The organism is Streptomyces sp. NPDC020747 (assembly GCF_044334695.1).
Lineage (GTDB): Bacteria > Actinomycetota > Actinomycetes > Streptomycetales > Streptomycetaceae > Streptomyces.
On the sequence record NZ_JBIRTJ010000014.1, the window covers coordinates 213,950 to 232,452 of the forward strand.

13 protein-coding genes are annotated in these 18,503 nt (G+C 70.2%); 1 reads left to right on the top strand and 12 read right to left on the bottom strand.

The features are described 5' to 3' along the window. Positions 1–42 precede the first annotated feature (42 nt). Complete coding sequence (locus tag ACH4YP_RS33390; protein ID WP_398494515.1) at positions 43–2,334, top strand: ABC transporter permease; 2,292 nt, start codon at positions 43–45, stop codon at positions 2,332–2,334. A 24-nt stretch (positions 2,335–2,358) separates the two neighbouring features. Here the strand turns inward: ACH4YP_RS33390 and ACH4YP_RS33395 are convergent, their stop codons facing one another. The 12 genes from ACH4YP_RS33395 to uvrC all read right to left on the bottom strand — a co-directional run bounded on the left by ACH4YP_RS33395 (position 2,359) and on the right by uvrC (position 18,479). Next, a complete protein-coding gene (locus tag ACH4YP_RS33395; protein ID WP_398494517.1) occupies positions 2,359–3,300 on the bottom strand; it encodes a DUF3824 domain-containing protein in 942 nt (313 codons plus the stop codon). 103 nt (positions 3,301–3,403) lie between these two features. Further along, positions 3,404–5,059: a glucose-6-phosphate isomerase gene (pgi, locus tag ACH4YP_RS33400; protein ID WP_398494519.1), complete on the bottom strand. Its 1,656-nt coding sequence runs from the start codon at positions 5,057–5,059 to the stop codon at positions 3,404–3,406. A gap of 238 nt (positions 5,060–5,297) precedes the next feature. After that, positions 5,298–5,633 carry an RNA polymerase-binding protein RbpA gene (locus tag ACH4YP_RS33405; protein ID WP_003957010.1) on the bottom strand — a complete coding sequence of 112 codons (336 nt, stop codon included), beginning with the start codon at positions 5,631–5,633 and terminating at the stop codon, positions 5,298–5,300. A gap of 234 nt (positions 5,634–5,867) precedes the next feature. Continuing rightward, positions 5,868–6,098, bottom strand: a complete 231-nt coding sequence (gene secG, locus ACH4YP_RS33410; protein ID WP_361070715.1) for a preprotein translocase subunit SecG — start codon at positions 6,096–6,098, stop codon at positions 5,868–5,870. Positions 6,099–6,242: 144 nt separating this feature from the next. Further along, positions 6,243–7,019 carry a triose-phosphate isomerase gene (gene tpiA / locus ACH4YP_RS33415; protein ID WP_398494521.1) on the bottom strand — a complete coding sequence of 259 codons (777 nt, stop codon included), beginning with the start codon at positions 7,017–7,019 and terminating at the stop codon, positions 6,243–6,245. A gap of 6 nt (positions 7,020–7,025) precedes the next feature. Beyond that, entirely contained in the window at positions 7,026–8,237 is a 1,212-nt protein-coding gene (locus ACH4YP_RS33420; protein WP_398494522.1) for a phosphoglycerate kinase, read from the bottom strand. A 128-nt stretch (positions 8,238–8,365) separates the two neighbouring features. Beyond that, positions 8,366–9,376 (bottom strand): type I glyceraldehyde-3-phosphate dehydrogenase, encoded by a 1,011-nt coding sequence (gene gap, locus ACH4YP_RS33425; protein WP_361052739.1) that lies wholly within the window; start codon positions 9,374–9,376, stop codon positions 8,366–8,368. A 190-nt stretch (positions 9,377–9,566) separates the two neighbouring features. Then, positions 9,567–12,521 (bottom strand): M14 family zinc carboxypeptidase, encoded by a 2,955-nt coding sequence (locus ACH4YP_RS33430; protein WP_398494525.1) that lies wholly within the window; start codon positions 12,519–12,521, stop codon positions 9,567–9,569. Positions 12,522–13,247: 726 nt separating this feature from the next. Then, positions 13,248–14,237: a DNA-binding protein WhiA gene (whiA, locus tag ACH4YP_RS33435; RefSeq protein WP_361052744.1), complete on the bottom strand. Its 990-nt coding sequence runs from the start codon at positions 14,235–14,237 to the stop codon at positions 13,248–13,250. Beyond that, complete coding sequence (gene yvcK / locus ACH4YP_RS33440; protein ID WP_398494527.1) at positions 14,228–15,295, bottom strand: uridine diphosphate-N-acetylglucosamine-binding protein YvcK; 1,068 nt, start codon at positions 15,293–15,295, stop codon at positions 14,228–14,230. Before yvcK ends, whiA begins: the two co-directional genes overlap by 10 nt. Next, the gene (rapZ, locus tag ACH4YP_RS33445; protein ID WP_361052750.1) at positions 15,292–16,398 is read right to left on the bottom strand and encodes an RNase adapter RapZ; all 1,107 of its coding nucleotides are present in this window, start codon (positions 16,396–16,398) and stop codon (positions 15,292–15,294) included. The genes yvcK and rapZ overlap by 4 nt, the downstream gene beginning before the upstream one ends. Beyond that, a complete protein-coding gene (gene uvrC, locus ACH4YP_RS33450; RefSeq protein ID WP_398494529.1) occupies positions 16,395–18,479 on the bottom strand; it encodes an excinuclease ABC subunit UvrC in 2,085 nt (694 codons plus the stop codon). The genes rapZ and uvrC overlap by 4 nt, the downstream gene beginning before the upstream one ends. Between the last annotated feature and the right edge of the window lie 24 nt (positions 18,480–18,503).

An 18,503-nucleotide genomic window follows, 5' to 3' on the forward strand; every position in this document is an offset into this window, starting at 1 on the left:
CGGAACCGGCCCTTCGTGCGCGAGCCGAGGGGCTGAGCCGCCGTGCGGGCCACCCTGCGCTGGGCGCACGCCGATCTGCGCACGCATCGCGGCGAGGCGCTGTTCATCGTGCTCGCCACCGCCGGGATCGTCGCCTCGCTGCTGCTGGCCACGGCACTCTTCGGGTACGCGACCAACCCCTGGCAGCGGGTCTTCACCCAGTCGCAGGGCGCGCACGTGTGGATCCACACCGGCCCGTCGGCCGACGCGCGCGAACTCGCCGAGCTGGACGGCGTCACGTCCGTCGCGGGCCCGTACCCCACCGCCGCGGCCACCGTGGAGTCGCGCGGTACCCGTGCCTCCGTCGAGCTGCGCGGCATCGTCGGCCGGCCCTCGACCGGCCGTCCGCTGCTCGCCTCCGGCCGCTGGCTCGACCCCGCCGCGCCGGACGGTGTGGTGCTGGAGAGCAGCCTCGCCCGGGCGCTGTGGGCCGAGCCCGGGGACACGCTCACGGTGCCCGGCACGGCACGGACCCTGACCGTCCTCGGCGTCGCCGACAGCGCCGAACCCCGCTACAGCCCCGGGGAGCGGTCGGGCCTCGTGTGGGCCCTCCCGGCCGCCGTGCGGCACACCGACGGGGGCGGCGGCCAGGTGACCGGCCTGCGGCTGACCGATCCCGGCGACACGGACTACGCCGTCCAGCGGGCCGTCACCCTGCTCGGCGCCGGAGCGGTCACCGACGTCTCGCACTGGCAGCAGGCGCGGTCGGAGGCCCAGGGCGGCAACCGGCTGCTGGGCCAGGTTCTCGGGCTGTTCGGTCTCGGCGCCCTGGTCGCCGCCGCGCTCGCCGTGCACGGGGCGATCGGCACCCGTATCCGCGGCCATCTGCGGGACATCTCGGTCCTGAAGGCGATCGGCTTCACCCCGGGCCAGGTGGTGCGGATCTTCCTGCTCCAGCATGTGGCGTTCGCGCTTCTCGGCGCCGTGCTCGCCACCGTCGTCATCCAGGCCCTGGGCAGCCGGGTCCCGGGACGTCTCGGGGACGCGGTCGGTGTGTGGCAGGGGCTTCCGGGGCACACGGCGGCACTGCTCGCCGTGCCCGTGGCCGCGGTGCTGTTCATCGCCGCGACGACCGGGCTCGCGGCCTGGCGGGCCGGGCAGGTTCCTCCGGTGCCGGGGCTGCGGGGCGCGGCACCGCTGGGCGGCCGGCTGTCGGGCCTGGCGCGCGGGGCGCTCGGGCTGCGACTGCCGTCCGCGCTGGTCCTGGGCTGGCACAAGGCGTTCTCGCGCCGCCCCCGCTCGCTGGCCACACTGGCCCGGCTGGCGCTGCCGCTGCTCCTGATCGTCGTGGCCATGAGCGCCTGGACGACCATCGACCGCTTCCAGACCAGGCCCGACCAGATCGGCCTCGCGGCCGCGCTCACCGTACGGGCCGACGAGGCCCTGACCGATCCGGACGTACGCGCCCTGCTGGCCCGGAACCCGCAGGTCGACGCCGTCCACCCGGGCGTCGAGGTGGCCGCCCTGGTCCCCGGCCAGACGGGCACGATCGCCCTGCGCGGGCTCGGCACGCACGAGGATCCGTACCCGTTCTCGCTGGCCGAGGGACGCCCCGCGCGCGGCCCCGACGAGGCGGTGGCCGGTCAGGGCCTGCTCGATCTGCTGGACGTGCGCGTCGGGGACTGGGTGCGGATGACGGTGGGCGCGCGGCCGCAGATCCTGCACATCGTCGGGCGCAGCATCGAGCCGGAGAACGGCGGCCGGGTCATCTCCACCTCGCTCGACACCCTCCGGGAGAACGACCCGGGGCTCGGTCCTGCCCTCTACCAGCTCCAGCTACGCCCCGGCGCAGACCCGCAGCGGGTTGCGGCGGAGCTGACCGAGGCCGCGCACGGAGACGTCAGCGTGCACGCCGTGCCGAACCCGGCCGACGGGCTCTCACCGCTGCGCGGGGTCGTCGTGGGACTGATCGCCGTGCTTGCCCTGATCGGCCTCATCGAGCTGCTCACGGCGATCGGCGGCACGGTGCGCGAGGGCGAGCGGGACCTCCTCGCGCTGAAGGCCATCGGGCTGACCCCGCGGCAGATCACCGCGATCACGGTGACCGCCACGGCGTGTACGGCACTGGGCGCGGTCCTCGTCGCCGCGGCACTGGGGGTGCCGCTCGCCCACTGGCTGATCGACGCACAGGGCAGGTCGAGCGGCATCGGCGCCGGGATCGCCCGGGGGCCCTCCCCCGGACTCCTGCTCCTCCTCGGCACGGCCGCCGTACTCGGCGCCGCCGCACTGGCCGCCCTGCCCGCGGCCAGGTCGGCCCGCCGCCGGCTCGCGGACACGCTGAGCGCGGTGGCCTGAGCCGCCGGGCCGGGGCCTGGTCGGTCAGGTCCGGTAGGGCGGCTGCGGCGGTCCGTACGGGTTGCCCTGGACATGCGGCGGGTACGGCACGCCGTTGCCCGGCGGATACGGCTGGCCCGGAGGCATGTACGGCTGACCGGGCGGCGCGTACGGCTGGCCCGGCGGCGGGTACATGTTGCCCTGGGGCGGCACGTACCCGTTGTTCGGCGCGTACGGCCGCGGCGGCGGGAGCGTCGACGGATGCGCGGTGAGCCGGATGCCGTGGTGGCGTCGCAGCCGGTGCAGCTCCAGGGCGGCGATGCCCGTGACCGTCAGCGGGGCGCCCAGGATGAAGACGACCCCCAGCTTGAAGCTGAGCCCGTGCAGATCACCGGTGACCAGGTCCGGAAGGGCCATCAGCCAGGTCGTCACGGTGGCGAGCAGTGCCGGCAGGGCGCGGTGCACGGCGGCGGAACCGAAGAAGTTCCCGGACAGCTGCACGGCCCCGTACATCAGCATGCCGGTGATCCACATCGCCGGCAGGCCGAGCACCACCGTCCAGATGGTGCCGAGCTGGATCGACAGCTGCCACAGCAGCACCGTCCCGACGACCATGACGATGAAGAGCAGCAGCAGCTTGAGCGAGTTGAACAGGGAGCCGCGCAGCTCGCGGATCCGGCCGGTGCGCCGCCAGACGAAGAGCATCACGCCCACGGTCAGCGGGGTGATGAACAGCAGCACGAGGGCCGCCACCACGATGTTCTCAAGTACCTCGTTGAAGTCGAACTTGCCCTCCACGAACGTGTACACACCGAACGCCGCCACGGCTCCGGCAACGACACGTACACGCTTGAGGCGCTCCACCGACGGATCGACCGCCGGCGGGATCCACGCCGGGTGGAACACCGCCTGGGCCACGGCCTTGGGCTGCAGAATCGACGCCATCGACAGGTTGCGGCTGAGCCATCTTCCGCGCGAACCAGCCATGTTCAGCTCCCCCGAGCCCTCGACGTCATGATCGCCCGAAATTCTAAGGGAGGCGGACGGTCAGTTCACCGTCCGCCTCCCGACCCACACGACTACTCCACGACTACTTCCGGCCCCGCAGTTCCCGGTACCTGGCCACGAGCGCGGTGGTGGACTCGTCGAGGCCCGGCACGTCCGCACCCTCCGTCAGCGCGGGCTCCACGCGCTTGGCGAGGACCTTGCCGAGCTCGACGCCCCACTGGTCGAAGGAGTCGATGTTCCAGATCGCGCCCTGCACGAACACCTTGTGCTCGTAGAGGGCGATCAGCTGGCCGAGCACCGACGGGGTGAGCTCGCGCGAGAGGATGGTCGTCGTCGGGTGGTTGCCCTTGAACGTCTTGTGCGGCACCAGTTCCTCGGACACGCCCTCCGCCCGCACCTCGTCCGGCGTCTTGCCGAAGGCCAGCGCCTGCGTCTGCGCGAAGAAGTTCGCCATCAGCAGGTCGTGCTGGGCGACCAGACCCGGCAGCAGATCGGCGACCGGCTCGGCGAAGCCGATGAAGTCCGCCGGGATCAGCTTCGTGCCCTGGTGGATGAGCTGGTAGTACGCGTGCTGTCCGTTGGTGCCCGGAGTGCCCCACACGACGGGGCCCGTCTCCCAGTCCACCGGCCGCCCGTCGCGGTCCACGGACTTGCCGTTGGACTCCATGTCGAGCTGCTGCAGGTACGCCGTGAACTTGGACAGGTAGTGCGAGTACGGCAGCACCGCGTGCGACTGGGCGTCATGGAAGTTGCCGTACCAGACACCCAACAGGCCGAGCAGCAACGGGACGTTGGACTCGGCGGGCGCGGTCCTGAAGTGCTCGTCGACGAGGTGGAAGCCGTCGAGCATCTCCCGGAAGCGGTCCGGGCCGATCGCGATCATCAGCGACAGACCGATCGCCGAGTCGAACGAGTAGCGGCCGCCGACCCAGTCCCAGAACTCGAACATGTTGGCCGTGTCGATACCGAAGTCCGAGACCTTCTCGGCGTTGGTCGACAGCGCCACGAAGTGCTTGGCGACGGCTTCCTGACCGGCCTTCAGCTCGGTGAGGAGCCAGTTCCGGGCGGAGGTCGCGTTGGTGATCGTCTCGATGGTGGTGAAGGTCTTCGAGGCGATGACGAACAGCGTCTCGGCCGGGTCCAGGTCCCGTACCGCCTCGTGCAGGTCGGCCCCGTCCACGTTGGACACGAAGCGGACCGTGAGACCCCGGTCGGTGAAGGACCGCAGCACCTCGTACGCCATCGCCGGGCCGAGGTCGGAGCCGCCGATGCCGATGTTCACGACGTTCTTGATGCGGCTGCCGGTGTGCCCGGTCCACTCGCCCGAACGGACACGCTCGGCGAAGCCGGCCATCTTGTCGAGGACGGCGTGCACGGCCGGTACGACGTTCTCGCCGTCGACCTCGACGACCGCGCCGCGCGGGGCGCGCAGCGCGGTGTGCAGGACCGCGCGGTCCTCGGTCGTGTTGATCTTCTCGCCGCGGAACATGGCGTCCCGCAGCCCGAACACGTCCGTGGCGGCGGCCAGTGCGCGCAGCAGCCGCAGCGTCTCGTCGGTGACGAGGTGCTTGGAGTAGTCGACGTGCAGATCGCCGACCTGAAGCGTGTATCCGGTGCCGCGTCCGGGGTTGTGGGCGAACAGCTCACGGAGCTGTGCCTCGCCGAGTTCCTTCCGGTGCCCGGCCAGAGCGGTCCACTCGGGTGTCTGGTCGAGCCTGGTACGGCTGTCTGCGTTCATGTGGGACTTCCGCCTCTTTCCTGCCTGTGCCGCGTACCTTGCCCCGCTGCCGGTCCCAACCTAATTGATCAGGGCGGGACGTGAGCTGTCGTCCCGCCGTCGTCCGGCTCAACAACAGATACGTCCGGCTTGAGCACGCGTATCAGCGCGGCAGAGGAGAAGGCACGGGCACAGTCCCGGTGCGCGTCCCGAACGAGTCCGGCCGGACACCCGTGGGTGTCCGGCCGGACCTCGACTTCTAGATCTCGCCCCGCAGTTTGGCGAGCGCCTCGGCGAGGATGGCCTCGCCGTCCGCGTCGCTGCGCCGTTCCCGTACGTACGCGAGGTGCGTCTTGTACGGTTCGGTGCGCGGCGGGTCCGGCGGGTTGTCCCGGTCCTGTCCGGCGGGGAAGCCGCAGCGCGGGCAGTCCCACGTATCGGGGACCTGCGCGTCGCTGGCGAAGCTGGGCTGCGTCTCGTGCCCGTTCGAGCACCAGAAGGAGATGCGCAGCCGCGGCGCGGACTCGCCACGCTCGGCCTCGCCCATCGGCCCCGCCCCGACCCGGCTTCCTCGGATCGCGTTGCCACTTGCCACGGTCGTAACTCCCTGCGTAATGGTGCCGCAAAGCGAGTCGGCGTTTCGCTTCGCTGCGAGCGCCTCAGTCTACGTAAGGCCCAACGCGCGTCTAGTAGATGGAGTTACACCCCGCCGCAAGACGCAAGCCCCATGATAGGCCGCGCTTGCGGGCGCGTACCGTACATGGGGCCTTACGTGCGGAATGTGCTTGCGTAATGTGCGTTTGTGCTGCCGTTGCGATGTCGGCGGTGATCAGTTGTTGACCTTCATCAGAAGGCCGAGCACCACAATGGACGCGAACCACAGCAAACCGACCACCACGGTGATGCGGTCGAGGTTGCGTTCGGCGACCGAGGAGCCGCCGACGGAGGACTGCATGCCGCCACCGAACATGTCGGAGAGACCGCCGCCCTTCCCCTTGTGCATCAGCACCAGCATCATCATCAACAGGCTGAAGACGATCAGGGCGATCGAGAACCCCATAACCACGGCTGGACCAACTTCCTGGGACTTGGACGGACCACGGGGGCCGGTGCTTCGGGTACGAAGCCGCCCGGCCCCCGCAAGGGTACGACGTAACGCCGCTACGGCCTACTCGCAGGTCGCCGGTTCGTTACGGAACGCGGCTCACTGGTCGCGGAAGCGGACGATCTTGACGAACTCCTCGGAGTCCAGGGACGCGCCGCCGACCAGGGCACCGTCGATGTCCGGCTTCGCCATGATCTCCGCGACGTTGCCGGACTTCACGGAGCCGCCGTACTGGATACGGACGGCGTCGGCCAGTTCCTGCGTGTACAGCTCGGCGAGCTTGCCGCGGATCGCCGCGCAGACCTCCTGCGCGTCGTCGGAACCGCAGACCTTGCCGGTGCCGATGGCCCAGACGGGCTCGTACGCGATCACGATCGTCTCGGCCTGCTCGGCCGGGAGGTCCTTGAGACCGCCCTCGACCTGAGTGAGCGTGTGAGCGACGTGGTTGCCCGCCTCGCGGACGTCCAGCTCCTCGCCGACGCACAGGATCGGGGTGAGGCCGTGCTTGTAGGCGGCCTTGACCTTGGTGTTCACGACCTCGTCGGTCTCGTTGTGGTACTGGCGGCGCTCGGAGTGGCCGATCGCCACGTAGGTGCACTTGAGCTTGGCCAGCATCGAGCCGGAGATCTCGCCGGTGTAGGCGCCCGAGTCGTGCGCCGAGATGTCCTGGGCGCCGTACTTGATCTTGAGCTTGTCCCCGTCGACCAGGGTCTGCACCGAACGCAGGTCGGTGAAGGGCGGCAGGACCGCGACCTCACAGGCCTTGTAGTCCTTGTCGGCCAGGGCGAAGGCGAGCTTCTGGACGTGGGCGATGGCCTCGAGGTGGTTGAGGTTCATCTTCCAGTTGCCCGCCATCAGCGGCGTACGAGTGGTCATACGGGGTCAGTCCTCCAGTGCGGCGAGGCCGGGGAGCGTCTTGCCCTCTAGGTATTCGAGGGAGGCGCCGCCGCCGGTCGAGATGTGGCCGAATGCGTTTTCGTCGAAGCCCAGGATGCGGACGGCCGCGGCGGAGTCGCCGCCGCCGACGACCGTGAAGGCCTGGGAGTCGAGAAGGGCCTGGGCGACCGCCTTGGTGCCCTCGGCGTAGTCGGGGTGCTCGAAGACGCCCATCGGACCGTTCCAGAAGACCGTGGCGGCGTCGGTGAGCTTCGATGCGTACAGCTTGCGGGATTCCGGACCGATGTCCAGGCCCATCCGGTCGGCCGGGACGGCGTCCGCGGCGACGGTGGTGGGGTTGGCCGGAGCCTTGGTCTTCAGGTCCGGGAACTCGGGGCCGACCACGACGTCGACGGGGAGGACCAGCTCGACGCCGTTCTTCTCGGCCCGCTCGATGTACTCCTGGACCGCCGGGATCTGGTCCTCCTGGAGGAGCGACTTGCCGATCTCGTAGCCCTTGGCCTTGAGGAAGGTGTACGCCATGCCGCCGCCGATCAGCAGCCGGTCGGCCTTGCCGAGCAGCTGGTCGATCACGGCGAGCTTGTCGGACACCTTGGCGCCGCCGAGCGCGACCACGTAGGGGCGCTTGACGTCCTCGGTGAGCTTCTTCAGGACACCGACCTCGGTGGCGATGAGGTAGCCGGCGTAGTGCGGCAGCCGCGCCGGAAGGTCGAAGACGGAGGCGTGCTTGCGGTGCACGGCACCGAAACCGTCGCCCACGTAGACATCGGCCAGCGCCGCGAGCCGGTCGGCGAACTCGCCGCGCTCGGTGTCGTCCTTGGACGTCTCGCCGGCGTTGAAGCGGAGGTTCTCGATGACCGCGACCTGGCCGGGCTCCAGCCCGTTGACGGCTTCGTGCGCGGCGGGGCCGACGGTGTCCTGGGCGAACGCCACGGGCGTGCCCAGCAGTTCGCCGAGTCGTTCGGCGGCGGCGAGCAGCGAGAAGGCGGGGTCCGGGGCGCCCTTGGGGCGGCCCAGGTGCGAGGCGACGACCACCTTGGCGCCCGCCTCGGCGAGGGCCTTGACGGTGGGCAGGACGGCGCGGATGCGGCCGTCGTCGGTGATGAGGCCTTCGGCCAGCGGCACGTTCAGGTCGGCGCGGACGAAGACCCGCTTGCCGTCCACGCCTTCGGCGAGAAGTTCGTCGATCGTCTTCATGAGGGGCTCCTAAAGAAGGCTCAAGTGGTCCGAGAGGGCTGATCGATCAGCACGCGGCACAGGGCTCGGTCAGCGCGGCGGTGCGCTGCCCGAGCCCTGTGCTCACATCGAAGTGCCTGCTCCGGGACTTAGAGCTGGCCGCCGACGAAGACCGTGAGGTCCACGAGGCGGTTGGAGTAGCCCCACTCGTTGTCGTACCAGCCGAGGATCTTCACCGTGTTGCCCTCCTGGACCATGGTCAGGGAGGAGTCGAAGGTGCAGGAGGCCGGGTCGCCGACGATGTCCGAGGAGACGATCTGGTCCTCGGTGTAGGTCAGGAAGCCCTTGAGGTCGCCGTCGTCGGAGGCCTTCTTGAACGCGGCGTTGACCTCGTCCTTGGTGACCTCGCGCTGCAGCGTGACGACCAGGTCGGTGGCCGAGCCGGTCGGGACCGGGACGCGCATCGCGATGCCGTCCAGCTTGCCCTTGAGCTGCGGGAGGACCAGGGCGGTGGCCTTCGCGGCACCGGTCGTGGTCGGGATGATGTTCTCGGCGGCGGCGCGGGCGCGGCGCAGGTCCGAGTGCGGGAAGTCCAGGATCCGCTGGTCGTTCGTGTACGCGTGGACCGTCGTCATCAGGCCCTTGACGATGCCGAAGTTCTCGTCGAGAACCTTGGCCATCGGCGCCACACAGTTGGTGGTGCAGGAGGCGTTCGAGATGACGTGGTGGTTGGCCGCGTCGTACTTGTCCTGGTTGACGCCCATCACGATGGTGATGTCCTCGTCCTTGGCCGGAGCCGAGATGAGGACCTTCTTGGCGCCACCGGTGATGTGTTTGGCGGCGTCGGCCTTCTTGGTGAAGATGCCGGTCGACTCGATGACGATGTCGACGCCCAGGTCACCCCACGGGATGTCGGCGGGGTTGCGCTCGGAGAGCACCTTGATCGTCTTGCCGTCGACGGTGATCGTGTCGGCGGTGTGCGACACCTCGGCCTTGAGTCGGCCCAGGATGGTGTCGTACTTCAGCAGGTGAGCGGTGGTCGCGGTGTCACCCAGGTCGTTGACAGCCACGATCTCGATGTCTGCACCCTGCTCCAGCAGCGCGCGGAAGTAGTTACGACCGATGCGGCCAAAGCCGTTGATGCCTACGCGGATCGTCACGAACCGATCTCCTCGTTAGGAACGCCGGCTTTGGACGCCGGCGAGTTTGTATGGGATGTCCCCGACCGCCTACGACCCTACCTCCCTGACGCTCCCGGAGTGACATCGAGTGCCCCATACACGGCAGGGCGGTCCGTACCCACCAGTAGGGGTACGGACCGCCCGGGCTTGACGCCCTTGTTCGCCCCTGTCAGCTGCGCAGAGCCGCCAGGGCCTTGCCGAGCAGGGCCGTCCGGTCGGCGGCCGCGGTGACGTGCTCAAGGCCGAAGCCGAGCAGCACGGTGTCACGCGTGGTGACCGCTCCGTACGTCTTGAAGAGTTCGCCGGACAGGCCCCAGTCGTTCACGACCGCGGGGCTGCCCGCGGGCGGCCCGGGGACGTTCCAGGCGCCGAGCGACGTCTCGAAGCCGTCGGTCTGTCCGGCCGTACCGCCGATGACGACGGAGGCGTTGTCGGCGAGCACACCGTGGCCGCCCGAACCCGGGTCGGTGATGTAGCTCAGCGACACCTCCACCGTCTTTCCGGCGTACGCGGAGAGATCGAAGTTGACTTCCTGCCAGCCGTCGGAGGCCCCGGTGAAGCTGTTCCAGGCGCCGCTCGTGCCGGTCGGGGTGCAGCCGGCGGAGCCTGGGGTCAGATAGCGCTTGAGGGCGGGGTGCGCCTGGATGAAGTACCCGGCCTCGCACTCCACGGGAACCGCGGTGCTGGTGGCGCCGCCCTTCTCGGGGAGCGTGGTCCAGTCGTCGGCCCCGGCCGTGTGCGCTTCGAGCGCGGCGTGGTCGTAGCCGGCCTCGGTGTCCCACAGGAGCTGCGTGCGCAGGGTGGGTGCCTGGGCCGCGGTGACCCCGGTGAGGTCGATGGTGCGGGTGAGCCGGTTCCAGGCGTAGTCGGAGTGCGTGACGGCCGCCATGGAAGTGCCTTCGAAGGGACCGTAGGGGTTGACGGTCCCCGGGTACGCTCCCGCTCCCGCGCTCGCGAACTGCGGGTACGTCTCGACAGGCAGCGTGTCCGAGGTGACGCTGTACGCGCCCGCCGCGTTCAGCGGGTTGCCGGGTGCGCCGCCGAGCGGTCCGGTGGCTCCGGCGAGCTTGCCCGAGCCGGTGAAGGACGTGACGCCCGGCGTCGTCGTACGGGAGTAGGCGCCGAGGTAGTACTGGCTGAAGTCGTTCGTCAGGGCGCCCGGCAGTGCGACGTTGCCGCCCGCCTGCTCGCCCGCCTCGATCAGCTTGCCGCCCTCGTTGAGGTAGGCGCGCAGTTGCAGCTGCGTGGCGTAACCGGGGCGGTCGGCGCCGGTGTAGTGGACGACGTTCTTGAAGTGGCCGAGGACGCCGAGCGCGTCCGGCACGCCCTGGGTGGCGACGTCCCAGACGAGGGGCTTGCGGCCGTTGGCCTTCAGGGCGTCGACGTAGGTCTGTGCCTGCGTCGCTGCGGCGGCACCCTCCTCGGCGACCACCAGCGTGTCGGCGCGCGGCCGTTCGGCCACCGTGTAGGTGAATCGCCCACTGGAGGTGGGCTTCCCGCTCTTCGTCTCGCCGGTGAACCAGACCTCGACCTTGTCGCCCGGGTCGCCGTCCGCCACGAAGGCGCGGTACTCGTCGAAGTAGAGGTTGTCCTCGCCGCCGAAGGTCTCGCCGCCCTTCCAGGGCTTGAGCGCCATGTCCTCCGTACGGCCGCCGTTGACGCGGTACCTGAGCTCCTTGTCGCGTACGGACTTACGGGCGACGACCGTGATCTCCTGGTCGGCGCCGCGGGAGTACGACGTGGTGAAGGGGGCCGGGGTGAAGTCGGGGGCGTCGATGCCGACCGAGGACTTCGGCTGGTCGGGCCTGGCGGCGCTCTCGGCGACGGAGAGCGCGAACGGGACGTTCTTGGCGAACTCCTGCTGGATCAGCTTCTCGTCGTCCGGGAAGGTGAAGATCGACTCGCAGTCCACCGCGTTCCAGGCGTCGTTCGGGTCGAGGTCCGACGCGGTCTGGCAGGTCGACATCTCGGGGGTGAACATCGCCGTGCCGTTGACGTTGGACGCGTGTCCGTCGGCCTCGCCGTTGGTCGTGTAGAGCTCGGAGGAGACCTGCGGGTGGTAGCCGGGGATCGCCGAGTTCTCGGGGGTTCCGGCGAGCGACTTGTAGAGCACGTCGTCCGGGCTCGGCGACGCCACCTGCCAGCCGACTCCGTAGAGGAGCAGTTCGGCGGCCGAGTGGTAGTTGATGCCGTAGTCGAAGCCGACGCGCTTCTCGAAGGCGTCCAGCGCCTTGGTCTCGGGCTCGGAGCCGGGGCTCGCGCCGCGATAGGTCTGGCTGGTCGGGAACGGGGACGAACCCTCGTCGTCGTAGCCCCACTTGTAGGAGAAGTTGCGGTTGAGGTCGACGCCGTCGCCGGTGGTCCAGGCGCCGTCGCCGTTGATGTCGCGCATGTTCTTGCGCCACTGGCGGTCGCCCTCGGCCTTGAACGTCCAGTCGTAGCCGTCCGGGTTGGCGGACAGGACGAACCAGAGCTCGGTGGAGTTCACGAGCTTGGTGACCCGCTGGTCCTTGCCGTAGTTGTCCAGGTAGTAGTGCATCAGGCGCCTGGTCATCTCCGGCGTGATCCACTCACGGGCGTGCTGGTTGGACATGTACAGCATGGAGGGCTTGGCGCCGTCCTTGGTCTTCTTGGCGCCCTTGCTGAGCTTGAGGGCCAGGATGTCCTGCCCCTGGAGGGTCTTGCCGATGGAGACGACCTTCGTCAGGGACGGGTTCTGCTGCCCGGTCCTGAGGATCTCCTCCTGGAGGTTGCCCTTGCCGCTGTAGGGCCGGTAGACGCCGTCCCCCGCGGCGGCCACGCGCGCGCGTGCCTTGGCCGAGAGCTTGTGCTCGGCGAGGTCGACGCCCTTCTTCTCCAGCTGGTCGGCCTGCTTGCCGGTGAGGTAGACCTCGACCGTGGCCGTGCCCTTGTCCGGGACCTGTTCACCCAGTTCGTGACTGTCCTGGCCCGCCGCGAGGAGCAGGGGTACCTGTTCCTTCGTGACGTCCGCGCGGAACACCTTGACCTCGTCCGCGCCCGGGGCGGTCGTCGCGCCGGGTTCTGCCTGTGCCACGGGTGCGATGGCCACTCCGCCGAGCAGGAGCGCGCCGGCAGCGAGGATCGATCTCGCTCTTCGTCTCATGAGCCCCCCTTGCAGTTGTCCGCCACAGCAGCGAACAGATGCCAGGCTCATGACACTTCATCGTCAAGTCAAGAGCGCCTCAAGGACAGCGAAACGCCGGTGCGCTTACCCCAAATGGGCGCATACACCGGCGTGTTGAGAGGCCGGGCCGATTGCTGAGGTGTCCGTGAAACACCTCGCGGCGGGAGGGCGGGGTCCGTGGGGCGCCTCGCGACGGGACGACCGGGTCCGTGAGCCGCCTCGCGACGGGAGGGCGAGGTCCGTGGCCCCCTCGCCACGGGACGCCAGGGCCCGTGGACCGCCTCGCCACGCGGACCACTCGCTCCGTGAGCCGTCTCGCCACGGGACGACCGGCTCCGTGGGCCCTCTCACGACGGCACGACCGGGGACGTGAACCCTCTCGCCACGGGACGACAAGGCCCGTGGACCGCCTCGCCACGCGGACCACTCGCTCCGTGAGCCGTCTCGCCACGGGACGACCGGCTCCGTGGGCCCTCTCACGACGGCACGACCGGGTCCGTGGACCCCCTCGCCTCGACACGCGGGCCACTGGCCCCGTGGGCCGCCCCGTCACGGGGACCGCCACGTCCGTGAACCATCTCGCCGCGGCGACGGCATGGCCCGTAGGCCGTCCGGCCGCGGCGAAGGTCGCGGTCTCTTCCGCCACGAAGCGGCGGCCCCTCCCGGCGAGGACTGCGCGGAAGGGGCCGCGACGGTTCTCGCCGGTCAGCCCGCGAGGTTGTCGGCCATTTCCTCGGTGAGTGTGGACTCCGTCCCCGGGATGCCGATGTCCTGGGCCCGCTTGTCGGCCATGGCGAGCAGCCGGCGGATCCGGCCCGCGACGGCGTCCTTGGTCAGCGGCGGGTCGGCGAGCGCGCCCAGCTCCTCCAGGGAGGCCTGCTTGTGCTCCATGCGCAGCCGTCCGGCGGCGGCGAGATGCTCCGGGACCTCCTCGCCGAGGATCTCCAGGGCCCGCCCGACACGGGCCCCGGCGGCGACGGCCGCGCGGGCCGAGCGGCGCAGGTTGGCGTCGTCGAAGTTGGCGAGCCGGTTGGCGGTGGCGCGGACCTCGCGCCGCATCCGCCGCTCCTCCCAGGCCAGCACGGACTCGTGGGCGCCGAGGCGGGTGAGGAGGGCACCGATGGCGTCCCCGTCCCGCACGACGACCCGGTCCACGCCCCGTACCTCGCGGGCCTTCGCGGCGATCGAGAGGCGGCGGGCGGCGCCGACCAGCGCGAGCGCGGCCTCCGGGCCCGGGCAGGTCACCTCCAGGGAGGACGAACGGCCGGGCTCGGTGAGCGAGCCGTGGGCCAGGAAGGCCCCGCGCCAGGCGGCCTCGGCGTCGCAGGTGGCCCCCGAGACCACCTGCGGCGGCAGACCCCTGATCGGGCGTCCCCTGCCGTCCACCAGCCCCGTCTGGCGGGCCAGCTGGTCACCGCCCGCAACCACCCGTACGACGTAACGGGAACCGCGGCGCAGGCCGCCCGGAGCCATCACGATCAGCTCGGAGCTGTGGCCGAAGATCTCCAGGATGTCCCGCTTCAGCCGGCGTGCCGCCATCGCCGTGTCCAGCTCCGCCTCGATCACGATTCGGCCGCTCACCAGGTGAAGGCCGCCCGCGAACCGCAGGATGGCGGAGACCTCCGCCTTTCTGCAGCAGGTCCGGGTGACGGGAAGCCGGGAGATCTCGTCCTTCACCGCTGCCGTCATCGCCATGGGCCGATCCTTCCATGCATCCGAAAAATACGGTCGTACGCGGCGGCCAACAGCTCCGGATCGTGCCTCGGAGAACCGTCGGTCCGGGCCACGGGCGCCAGCTCGACCGCGGCGCCGAACCGCTTTGCGGCATCGGTGAGTAAATCGCGGTCGGGCACGGCGGCCTCGTCGGCCAGCACCACGTCCAGGGCGAGTTTAGGGGCGTGTCGTCCCAAAACCTCCAAATGACGCTGCGGGGAGAAGCCATCGGTTTCTCCGGGCTGCGGAGCGAGATTCAGGGAGAGGACCCGGCGGGCCTTCGTCTCGATGAGCGCGTCGAGCAGCTCGGGCACGAGCAGGTGCGGGATCACCGAGGAGAACCAGGAGCCGGGGCCGAGGACCACCCAGTCCGCGTCGAGGACCGCCGCGACGGCCTCGGGGACGGCCGGCGGGTCGTGCGGCACGACGTGGACGGACTGGACCTCGCCGGGTGTGAGCGCCACGGTCGCCTGTCCGCGGACGGTGTCGACGTCCTCGGGCCGCACCGGGTCGTGGCCCTTGACGAGCGCCTGGAGCTCCAGGGGCACGGCGGACATGGGCAGCACCCTGCCGTGCGCGCCCAGCAGCCTGCCGACCAGGTCGAGGGCCTGGACGTGGTCGCCGAGCTGTTCCCAGAGGGCGACGATCAGCAGATTGCCGACCGCGTGCTCGTGCAGCTCGCCCTTGGACTGGAAGCGGTGCTGGATGACACGCGCCCAGGTCTGGCCCCACTCGTCGTCGCCGCACAGCGCGGCCAGGGCCTTGCGCAGGTCGCCGGGCGGGAGCACGCCCAGCTCGTCGCGCAGCCGGCCGCTGGAGCCGCCGTCGTCGGCGACCGTGACGACCGCCGTGAGGTCGCCGGTGATGCGGCGCAGCGCGGTGAGCGAGGCGGACAGGCCCATGCCGCCGCCGAGCGCGACGACCTTGGGCTGGGCGCCGCGGCGGCGCGGCTTGGCGCCGCGGCTCTCGACGGGCTTGCCCCCGCGTGTCTCGGGGGCCATCCGCCGCAGTCTGCTCAGCCGCGGACTACGTCCCGTCATTCGCGGCCCATGTCCCGGTGGACGACGACCGTCTCCACTCCCTCGGACACCAGACGGGCGGCGAGCTTCTCCGACATGGCGACGGAGCGGTGCTTGCCGCCGGTGCAGCCGACCGCGATGGTCACGTAGCGCTTGCCCTCGCGGCGGTAGCCGGTCTGGATGAGTCGCAGCAGCTCGGCGTACCGGTCGAGGAACTCCTTGGCGCCGGGCTGGTTGAAGACGTACGCGGCCACCTCCTCGTTCAGGCCGGTGTACTGGCGCAGCTCCGGGACCCAGTGCGGGTTGGGCAGGAACCGCATGTCCACGACCAGGTCGGCGTCGACCGGCAGGCCGTACTTGAAGCCGAAGGACATGACGGTGGCCCGCAGCTCGGGCTCCTCCTCGCCCGCGAACTGGGCGTCCATCTTGGCGCGCAGCTCGTGCACGTTCAGGCTGGAGGTGTCGATCACCAGGTCGGCGTCGCCGCGCAGCTCGCGCAGCAGTTCGCGCTCGGCGGCGATGCCGTCGACGATGCGGCCGTCGCCCTGGAGGGGGTGCGGGCGCCGCACTCCCTCGAAGCGGCGCACCAGGGCGTCGTCCGAGGACTCCAGGAAGACGATCCGCCGGGTGACGTTCTTGGTCTCCAGGTCCGCGAGGGACTCGCGCAGGTTGTCGAAGAATCGACGTCCGCGGACGTCCACGACGACCGCGATCCGCGCCACGTTCCCCTGCGAGCGGGCGCCGAGCTCCACCATGGTGGGGATCAGCGCGGGCGGCAGGTTGTCGACGACGAACCAGCCGAGGTCCTCCAGACACTTGGCGGCGGTGGACCGGCCCGCGCCCGACATTCCGGAGATGATCACCAGCTCCGGAATGGCCGCCTCGGGGACGCCGGCCGGCTCGATGGTGGTGCCCGTGTTCACTTCCGCTCCGTCTTCCTGTGCCGCTTCGTCGGCTTCTTGGCCGGCTGTCTGGCCGGCCGCCTCTCGTTGTGTTCGATCCTCGCGCGCTTCGCTGTGCGATGCCTCTGTTTCAGCCGTGTGCGGTTCCCCGGTTCCGGCCGCGGGCGGTTCGGTCTCCGCCGTGCGCCCTGCCGAGGGTTCTTCCTGCTCGTGCTCGGTCATCTCTCCTGCCCCCGTCGTTCGTCGGAGGGGCCCGCGGACACGGGCTCCCCCGCGGAACCCGCCGTAGTCTCGGATTCCGCGTCTGTCGCGTCTTCCTCTGGTGCGTGTTCCTCTGGTGCGAATTCCTCGTCTTCCATGATCTCTCCGGTCGCGGTGTTCACGGCGGGTGCCGTCGGGGCCGCCTGGGCGAGGGCCACGGCGATCGACTCGGCCGTCTTGCGGCCTATGCCGGGAACTTCGCAGATCTGGTCGATTGTCGCGGACCGCAGCTTCTTCACCGAGCCGAAATGCTTGATCAACGCCTGTTTGCGCGTCTCACCGAGGCCCGGCACGTCGTCCAGCGGGCTCGCCCTGAACCGCCGGGCCCGCTTGGTGCGCTGGTAGGTGATCGCGAAGCGGTGCGCCTCGTCGCGCACACGCTGAAGAAGATAGAGCCCTTCACTGGTACGTGGCAGCACCACCGGGTCGTCCTCGCCGGGCACCCAGACCTCTTCGAGGCGCTTGGCCAGGCCGCACACGGCGATGTCGTCGATACCGAGCTCGTCCAGCGCCCGCTGGGCGGCGGCGACCTGCGGCTGTCCGCCGTCGACGACGACCAGCTGCGGGGGGTACGCGAACCGCTTGGGCCGCCCGTCCTCCTCGGTGAGCCCCGTCTCGCCGTCGGCCCACTCGCCGGTCTTCTCCTTCTCGGCGAGGTACCGCCTGAAGCGGCGGGTGATCACCTCGTGCATGGACCGGACGTCGTCCTGGCCCTCGAAGCCCTTGATCTGGAAGCGGCGGTACTCGCTCTTGCGGGCCAGCCCGTCCTCGAAGACGACCATGGACGCCACGACGTCGTCGCCCTGGAGGTGCGAGATGTCGTAGCACTCGATCCGCAGGGGCGCGCTGACCAGGTCGAGGGCCTCGGCGATCTCCTCCAGGGCCCGGGAGCGGGTGGTGAGGTCGGAGGCCCGCTTGGTCTTGTGCAGGCCGAGCGCCTGGTGCGCGTTGCGCTGGACCGTCTCCATGAGGGCCTTCTTGTCGCCGCGCTGCGGGATCCGCAACGACACGTTCGACCCGCGGCGCTCGGCGAGCCACTCCTGGACGGGCTCCACGAGTTCGGGCAGCGCCGGGACGAGCACCTCCTTCGGTACGGAGTCGCCGGTCTCCTCGCCGTAGAGCTGCTGGAGCGCGTGCTCGACCAGGTCACCCGTCGTGACGGCCTCGACCTTGTCGGTGACCCAGCCGCGCTGGCCGCGGACCCGGCCGCCCCGTACGTGGAAGATCTGAACGGCCGCTTCCAGCTCGTCCTCGGCGAGCGCGATCAGGTCGGCGTCCGTCGCGTCGGCGAGCACGACGGCGCTCTTCTCCATGGCCTTCTTGAGGGCCTCGACGTCGTCGCGCAGCCGGGCGGCCCGCTCGTACTCCATCTCCTCCGCCGCGTCCGCCATCCGGCCCTCCAGACGGCGGATGTACGTCCCTGTGCGGCCGGCCATGAAGTCGCAGAACTCCTCGGCGAGTTCGCGGTGCTCCTCGGGGGAGACCCGCTCGACGCAGGGGGCGGAGCACTTGCCGATGTAGCCGAGCAGACAGGGGCGGCCGGTGCGCGCGGCGTTCTTGAACACGCCCGCGGAGCACGTCCGTACGGGGAAGACGCGCAGGAGGAGGTCCACGGTGTCGCGGATCGCCCACGCGTGTCCGTAGGGACCGAAGTAGCGCACGCCCTTCTTCTTCTGGCCGCGCATCACCTGCACGCGCGGGAACTGTTCGTTCATGGTGACCGCGAGATACGGATAGCTCTTGTCGTCGCGGTACTTGACGTTGAACCGGGGGTCGAACTCCTTGATCCAGGAGTACTCCAGCTGCAGCGCCTCGACCTCCGTGGACACCACCGTCCACTCCACCGACGCGGCCGTGGTGACCATCGTGCGCGTCCGCGGGTGGAGGCCGGAGAGGTCCTGGAAGTAGCTCGCCAGGCGCTGACGCAGGCTCTTCGCCTTCCCGACGTAGATCACCCGGCGGTGTTCGTCGCGGAATTTGTAGACCCCCGGCGAGTCGGGGATCTGTCCCGGCTTGGGGCGGTAACTGGAGGGGTCGGCCATGTCTCACACCCTACTTGCGGGGTG